Consider the following 7,715-nt stretch of genomic DNA (forward strand, 5'->3'; position numbering starts at 1 on the left):
AGAGACCAGGAGAAGGGGCTCGTATCCGCTGTGCATGCGCGGTGAAGCCCGGCCGAGCCATAAGCAAGGAGGTAACGATGAAACGTTGGAGAGGCGCACTGCTGGTGTTGCTCGTATTCTCGATGGTCGCCGTCGCGTGCGGCACATCGGGGGAGGTGACACCGGAGACCGTGACGGTCACCGTCCAGGTTCCTGGCGAGACGGTCACTTCGATCGTCACCGAGACCAAGACGGTCGAGGTCGAGACACCGACCATTACTTTCTGGAGCACCGAGACACAGCCGGCTCGTGTTCAGATCACGCAGGGCATCATCGACCGCTTCACTGCGGCGACGGGAATCAACGTCATCCCCGTGTACGTGGATGAGAATGCACTTCCCGAGACGATGGTGGCGGCAGCGGCGAGCGGGACACTCCCGGACGTCGTGTTCCATCCGATCGACTTCACCGTCGGATGGGCGGAGCAAGGGCTGCTCGACATGGACGCGGCGAGCGAGGTCGTCAAGGACCTTGGGGCGGACACGTTTGCCCAAGGCGCGCTCAACATGGCCACGGTCAACGGCACGGTGGCAGCGGTCCCGTCTGACGGCTGGGGCCAGCTGCTGATCTACCGCCAGGACCTGTTCGACGCGAACGGTCTGGACCGCCCGGACACGTTCCAGAAGATCGAGCTGGCAGCCAAGACGCTCAACGATCCGGGGAACAACTTCTACGGCATCACGGCATCGACCGATGCCGGAGCGGTGTTCACCCAGCAAACGTTCGAGCACTTCGCGCTGGCGAACGACTGTCAGCTCACCGACGATGCCGGCAACGTCACTCTCGATACGCCCGAGTGCATCGAGGCGATCCGCTTCTACACGAACCTGCTGAAGAACTACAGCCCCGGCGGCACCCAGGACGTGGTGACGACTCGAGCGACGTACTTCGCGGGCCAGGCGGCGATGATCGTATGGTCACCGTTCATCATGGATGAGATGGCGGGCCTTCGCGACTCGGCGTTCCCGACCTGCCCCGAATGTGTGAACGATCCTGCCTATCTGGCAAAGAACTCGGGATTCGTCCCGGCGTTCGCCGGACCGGACGGCTCGCCCGCCCAGTACGGACAGATCTCCTACCTGGGAATCGGTACGGGTTCGGACACCGATGCTGCGAAGCAGTTCATCGAATTCTGGCTGAGTGACGGCTATCTCGACTGGCTCTCCACCTCGGTGGAAGGCAAGTTCCCGATGCGCCGCGGCACGCCCGATGATCCGACGAAGTTCATCGATGGGTGGAAAGCCCTCAAGACTGGTGTCGATCGGAAGGCACCGTTGAGCGACTTCTACAGCCCAGAGGTCATCAACGAGCTGATCGCAGGCGCCGACAACTTCCAGCGCTGGGGATTCCTCCAGGGACAGGGACAGTTGGTCACCGCGATCTACACGTCACTGCCGGTTCCAAGAGCGATCAGGGACGTCCTCGACGGGACGCTCACGCCCGAGGAGGCAGCAGCCGACCTGCAAGCCGAGGTCGAGCAGGAAATCGAACTGCTCAAATAGCGCAGAAGGAGGGGGACGCGACAGCGTCCCCCTCCTCTCAGAGTTCACATGGCAGCTCCCACATCAGCAGCACCACCCAAGAGGCGAGGAACCCTCGCAAAGCGCGAGGCGCGTCTTGCCTGGATCTTCGTCCTTCCGGCCGCGATCATCGTGCTCGGGCTCGTCCTGTTTCCGGTCATCTGGAACATCTCACTGAGCCTTCAGCGGCTCCGGCTCATCGATCTCCAGCACATCAACTTCTTGCACTTCGAGGGAACCCTGAGGAACTTCAAGGCCGTCGTCGGAGTACGCGACTTCTGGCAGACCATCTGGACGACCCTCGAGTACACGGTGTTCGGCACGATCCTGTCGATGCTCATGGGCCTGTGGGCGGCGCTGGTCGTCCGAAAGACGTTCCGGGGACGCTCACTCGTGCGGGGACTCATGCTGTTCCCGTATGTCACGCCGGTGATCGCTGCCGCTTTCGTCTGGCAGCTCATGCTGAACCAGACATTCGGAATCGCCAATGAGTGGATCGCCGCGATCGGTGGGCAACGCATCGACTTCCTCGGCACCCGCTTCTATGAGTTCTCCCTCTTCGGAGCCCATCTCAAGGTGCCGCTCGCGCTCACGATGGTGATCCTGTTCGAAGGCTGGCGGTACTTCCCGTTCGCCTTCCTGTTCATCCTTGCCCGCATCCAGGCGATCCCGGCGGAACTCGACGAGGCGGCGATGGTCGACGGCGCCACCCTCACCCAGCGATTCTGGTATGTAACCCTCCCGCAGCTCCGAGGGGTCTTCTCGGTGCTGTTCCTTCTCCGTTTCATCTGGACGTTCAACAAGTTCGATGACATCTTCCTGCTCACCGGCGGAGCCGCCGGCACGCAGGTCATCACCGTCAAGATCATCGAATGGCTGCGCGGACGCGGTGACATCGGTGCAGCAGCTGCGCTGGGACTCGTCCTTGCCGCGATCCTCATGGTGCTGCTATTCGTCTACTTCAGGTGGTTCTACGAGGAGGATGTGGCATGAGTCGCGCCGTCTTCGAAGAACGCTTCTTCGGCTTCCTCAAGTGGCTGAGCATCATCTTCTTCATCGTCATCACCCTGTTCCCGCTCATCTACATGTTCGGCCTGTCATTCCGGTCGATCCAGGAGCTGCTTCTGCACCCGGCCCGACTGTTCCCTCCGTGGGAGCAGATCAAGAGCCTCGAGACGTACAAGGAGGTGCTCCGCTCGGGCATGATTGGCGGTCAAGGATTCGGCGTGTTCGTGAAGAACAGTGCGATCGTCAGCGTGGTGACCGTGATCGTCACCACCACTCTCGCGATCTTCGCTGCCTACGCCGCCGCCCGCATGCGTTTCGCCGGCAAGAAGGCGATCAGCTGGGGAATCCTGCTCGTCTACCTGTTCCCCGCTGTCGTGATCGCCATCCCACTGTTCGTGCTCTTCTCGAAGATCGGGCTGCGTTCGTCGCTGACGGGCCTGATCATCGTCTACCTGGCACAGACGATTCCGGTCGCCCTCTACATGCTGAGAAGCCACTTCGAGACGATCCCGGCGTCGCTGGAGGAAGCGGGCCTCATCGACGGCCTCTCACGCTTCGGGGTCATCCGCAAGATCACCCTGCCGCTGTCGGCGCCCGCGATCGCCGCCGTTGCGCTCTACGTCTTCATGATCGCCTGGAACGAGTTCCTCTTCGCCTTGCTGTTCCTCATCGAACGACGTGACCTGTGGACGGTCGCGCTGGGTCTCCAGCAGATGAACACTGTGGAAGTCCCGAAAACCCTGCTCATGGCCGGGTCGGTGATCGTCACCCTTCCGGTCATCATCCTGTTCTTCGCCGCCGAACGATTCCTCACCGAAGGCCTCACGGCGGGAGGCGTCAAAGGGTGATCATCGGCATGGTCTCGACCAGATTCGCCGGCCTCGACGGCGTCACATTGGAGACAGGCAAGGTCGCCCAGGTGCTCGAAGAGGCAGGCCATCAGGTTGTCTGGTTCGCAGGGAAGCTCGGACCGCAGTACCGACCTGGCACCGAGTACCCGCCGGCGTTCTTCGGCACAGACCAGAACCGGGATCTGCAGCGCCGCAGCTTCGGCCGGGACACCCGGCCGGCCGGGACAATCGAACAGGTGCGGGCCGAGGCAACCGCCATCAACCGGGCGCTCCACACGTTCGTCCGCGACTTCGATGTGGACGTACTCATGCCTCAAAACGCCCTGTCGATCCCGATGCACCTGCCCCTCGGCGTCGGCATCACCGACTTCACGCTCGAGTCCAGCATCCCCTCCATCTCCCACCATCACGACTTCTTCTGGGAACGCACGAGGTTCTGGCCGAACGCCGTCCCGGACATCCTGTACGGGGCGTTTCCGCCTCCATCCCCGAGGATGCAGCACATCGTCATCAATTCGTTCGCCCGAGAGGAGTTCGCCCGCCGGCGCGCCATCGCCGCAACACTGCTGCCCAACGTGATGGACTTCGAGCATCCCCCGGAAAGAGCCGACCCCACGAGATTCCGTACCGAAGCCGGCCTCCGGACGGGAGACCTGGTCTTGCTCCAATCGACGAGACGCATCACTCGCAAGAACATCGAGCTGACCCTCCAGCTGGCCCACCACCTGGCCGACCCACACGTCAAGGTGATCGTGACCCATCCCGAGCACGACGAAGACGGCGACTACTGGGGCTTCCTGTGCGACCGGGCGGAACGTTTGAACGTAGACCTCCGTTTCGTTCCGACGGGCGAACCGGGCCGGCCCACCCTCGAAGAGGCCTACGCTGCCGCCGACCTCGTCACGTTCCCGAGTCGTATCGAAGGCTTCGGCAACGCGCTGCTCGAAGCGGTCTATCACCGCCGTCCCGTGTTCGTGAACCGCTACCCCGTGTACGTTCGAGACATCGCACCGACCGGCATCACATGCATAGAGGTCGACGGTCGGCTCAACAACGCCGCCGTGCGGCAGGTTGCCGCATGGCTCGAAGATCCTGGGACCTGGACCGAGATCGTCGAGCGCAACTACGAGATCGGCCTCCAGCACTTCTCATACAAGGTGCTTCGGCGGCGGCTGCTTCCCATGCTCACCGAGTGACCGTCGATGGAGTTCCCGTCGCACGTGACGGAGCAGAGGAGCTGAGGATCCCCGGCACCGGCACCGGCCCTCCCCGTACACTGGCTCCATGGATTTCGCCTCTTACCGGAATCAGTTCCCTGTGCTCGAGAAGGCTGCGTACCTCGTCAGCCACTCGCTAGGAGCAATGCCTCTCGACGCCAAGGAGGAACTGGAGCTCTACACGAACGAGTGGGCAACGCGCGGGGTCGGCGCGTGGACGGAAGGATGGTGGGACACGCCGCTGAGCGTCGGCGACGAGCTGGCCCCTATCGTCGGAGCGCCGCCCGGTTCGATCGCGATGGTCCCGAACGTAACGGTCGCCGAGTCGATTGCAGCGTCCTGCTTCACGTTGCTAGGTGACGCCAACCGGGTCGTCTGCACGGATCTCAGCTTTCCTTCCGTTCGACGGATCTGGGAGAGAGTTCCTGGCGCAAAGGTGACCACGGTCCGGAGCTGGGACGGAACGACGATCCCGACAGAGACGTTCGTAGCGACAATCGGCGAGCGCACCGCTCTCGTGATCATCGGTCACGTCCTGTTTCCCAGCTCGTACATGCAGGACGCAAAGGCGATCATCGAACGGGCGCATGACGTTGGCGCGATGGTGGTCCTCGACGTGTACCAGTCAGCAGGGGTGATACCGATCGATCTCGTTGCACTGGGGGCCGACTTCGCCGTCGGCGGCTCCGCGAAGTGGCTCTGCGGCGGGCTCGGCGCCGGCTGGCTGTACGTCCGCAAGGAGCTGCAGCCAAGTCTCGAACCGAGATTGGCCGCATGGCCCGGTGACCGTTCCCCCTTCGACATCCACACACAAGACGCTGCGTCGCAGGACGGCATGTGGCGCTTCGTGTCCGGCACCCCGAACGTGCCGGCGCTCTACACGGCGAGGGCAGGCTATCGAATCATCAGAGAGGCTCGAGTAGCGGCGATTCGTGACAACTCGCTTCGCATGACCGGCAGGCTCATCGAGATCGGTGACCGGCTTGGGATTCCCCTCATGGCGAACCGCGACCCGAACCGGCGCGGGGGCACGGTGACGTTCGCCGTCGAGGATGCGCAGCGGGTTGCCGCACGCCTCGCCGAGCGACAGGTCATCGTCGAAGCCGTGCCGGAGGTCGGCATCAGCGTCGGTCCACATTTCTACAACAACGACGAAGACATCGACCGCTTCGAGGCGGCCCTCCGGCACGTCTGACTTCGCGCCCCAAGGGCGACCGTGCCGGGTCCCATTCCCACAGCCTTCACGGGACGAGCGGTCACCCGTAGAATCCTATCTCCAGGAGAATCCATGGACATCGGTGAGCCGTACCTCGGCGGAGCGATAGACCTGAGCACCGGTAGACACGACCCGGTGAAGCCGATGGGGTCAGAGAGAGCTCATGCCGTGTGTTCGCCGGCGGGATCTTATGAAGGGTCTGATCCGAGGAGCGCCCACAGCACATCACGGATGCTCAGAATCCCGAGCAGCTCATCGTCTTCCATCACGGGCAGGTGACGGTAACCGGTCTCGAGCAGCCATCGGCCCGCCTCTGCGACCGTGACTTCGGGTGTAAACACATCCGGATCGGACGTCATCCAATCCTCGACGAGTTCCAGCTTGGGATCCATGCCTCCGGCGGCGGCGCGCACGATATCGCGTTCTGTGATGATGCCCGCAAGGCGCCGTCCGTGGATGACACCGATGGATCCCACACGGGCAGCCAGCATCGCGGCCGACACGTCCTGCAGAGTGGTCTCGGGACCGCAGACCTCCGCTCGGCCACCGACCATCGCCCTCAGTTTCACCCGACACCTCCTACTGAATCAAGCGTAGCGTGAATGCGCAGCGTGAGAGTCTGGCCGCGTGCCGGTCAGCCTTGCAGTGCGGCCTGGAACCAAGGCAGCGTCCGCTCCAAACCCTCCTGAAGCGTGATCGTCGGCATCCAACCCAATTCCCGAGTCGCGAGATCGATCTGCGGACACCGAACACCCGGATCGTCCTCCGGCCGCGGCTCCAGAACGATACCGGGATGTCGGCCGACAACGGTCTGAATCATCTCGGCAAGGTCGAGAATCGTCACTTCCTCCGGCATCCCCAGGTTCACAGGTCCAACCACGTCAGCCGAGAGCAACCTCACGATGCCTTCGATGAGATCGTCCACGTAGCACAGTGACCGCGTCTGCATCCCGTCGCCGTGGACCGGGAGCTTCTCATTGCGCAGGGCTGCGGCAAAGAAGGCCGGCACGGCTCTCCCATCATCCAGGCGCATCCTCGGACCATATGTGTTGAAGATGCGCGCAATCCGGACATCGACGGCGTGCTGCCGGTGATAGGCGAGAGCCATCGCCTCGGCGAAACGCTTCGCCTCGTCATACACACCCCTGAGGCCGACCGGGTTGACGTTTCCCCAATAGGACTCGGGCTGTGGATTCACGGCAGGGTCGCCGTACACCTCGCTCGTCGATGCAAGGAGAAACCGCGCATGCTTGGTCCTTGCCAGCCCCAGCGCCTTGTGCGTTCCGAGGGATCCAACCTTCAATGTCTGAATGGGCCACCGCAGATAGTCAGCGGGTGATGCCGGTGAGGCGAAATGGATCACGAAGTCGACGTCGCCCGGAACATGGAGAAAGTTCGTGATGTCGTAGTGGAGGAACGTGAATCCGCCCCGACCGAACAAATGGTCCACGTTCGCTTCGCGCCCGGTGATCAGATTGTCGACAACGGTGACCCTTGCTCCCTCCTCCATGAGTCGCTCACAAAGATGCGAACCGAGAAACCCTGCTCCGCCGAGCACAACGGCATGGGATCCGGCGAAATGCTGGTCACTCTCCATCAGCTAAAACCTACCAGCCAAACCACCGACGATCAGACTCATCCGCCGCCCTCACGGCAATGAGCCGTCGGAACGATCGTTTCCTCCCCCAGGAGGCCCGAAGGGCCGACGTTGGGGGAGGTGTCCTCGGCGCTCTGGCCGAGGACGGAAGGAGGTCCGTTTCCTCCCCCAGGAGGCCCGAAGGGCCGACGCTGGAGGAGGTGTCCCGTCAGGGACGGAGGGGGTCTTGGGAGGTGCCGCGCCGAGGACGGAAGGAGGTCCGTTTCC

General features: G+C 62.9%; 7 protein-coding genes. 5 read left to right on the forward strand and 2 right to left on the reverse strand.

The window, feature by feature from the left end:
• Positions 1–122: 122 nt before the first annotated feature.
• The 5 genes from GWP04_11280 to GWP04_11300 all read left to right on the forward strand — a co-directional run bounded on the left by GWP04_11280 (position 123) and on the right by GWP04_11300 (position 5,830).
• A complete protein-coding gene (locus GWP04_11280) occupies positions 123–1,541 on the forward strand; it encodes an extracellular solute-binding protein (protein ID NIA26133.1) in 1,419 nt (472 codons plus the stop codon).
• 48 nt (positions 1,542–1,589) lie between these two features.
• Positions 1,590–2,552, forward strand: coding sequence for an ABC transporter permease subunit (locus GWP04_11285; protein ID NIA26134.1), 963 nt, complete (start codon positions 1,590–1,592; stop codon positions 2,550–2,552).
• Positions 2,549–3,415 (forward strand): ABC transporter permease subunit, encoded by an 867-nt coding sequence (locus GWP04_11290; GenBank protein NIA26135.1) that lies wholly within the window; start codon positions 2,549–2,551, stop codon positions 3,413–3,415. The genes GWP04_11285 and GWP04_11290 overlap by 4 nt, the downstream gene beginning before the upstream one ends.
• A gap of 8 nt (positions 3,416–3,423) precedes the next feature.
• The gene (locus GWP04_11295) at positions 3,424–4,614 is read left to right on the forward strand and encodes a glycosyltransferase (GenBank protein ID NIA26136.1); all 1,191 of its coding nucleotides are present in this window, start codon (positions 3,424–3,426) and stop codon (positions 4,612–4,614) included.
• Positions 4,615–4,702: 88 nt separating this feature from the next.
• Positions 4,703–5,830 carry an aminotransferase class V-fold PLP-dependent enzyme gene (locus tag GWP04_11300; GenBank protein NIA26137.1) on the forward strand — a complete coding sequence of 376 codons (1,128 nt, stop codon included), beginning with the start codon at positions 4,703–4,705 and terminating at the stop codon, positions 5,828–5,830.
• Between the two features lie 209 nt (positions 5,831–6,039).
• Here GWP04_11300 and GWP04_11305 read toward each other — a convergent pair whose 3' ends face one another.
• Together GWP04_11305 and GWP04_11310 are read right to left on the reverse strand one after the other, a co-directional pair.
• The gene (locus tag GWP04_11305) at positions 6,040–6,420 is read right to left on the reverse strand and encodes a CBS domain-containing protein (protein NIA26138.1); all 381 of its coding nucleotides are present in this window, start codon (positions 6,418–6,420) and stop codon (positions 6,040–6,042) included.
• 65 nt (positions 6,421–6,485) lie between these two features.
• The gene (locus tag GWP04_11310) at positions 6,486–7,448 is read right to left on the reverse strand and encodes an NAD-dependent epimerase/dehydratase family protein (GenBank protein ID NIA26139.1); all 963 of its coding nucleotides are present in this window, start codon (positions 7,446–7,448) and stop codon (positions 6,486–6,488) included.
• Positions 7,449–7,715: the final 267 nt, after the last annotated feature.

This window comes from Gammaproteobacteria bacterium, assembly GCA_011682695.1.
Classification (GTDB): Bacteria; Actinomycetota; Acidimicrobiia; order Spongiisociales; family UBA4744; genus BMS3Bbin01.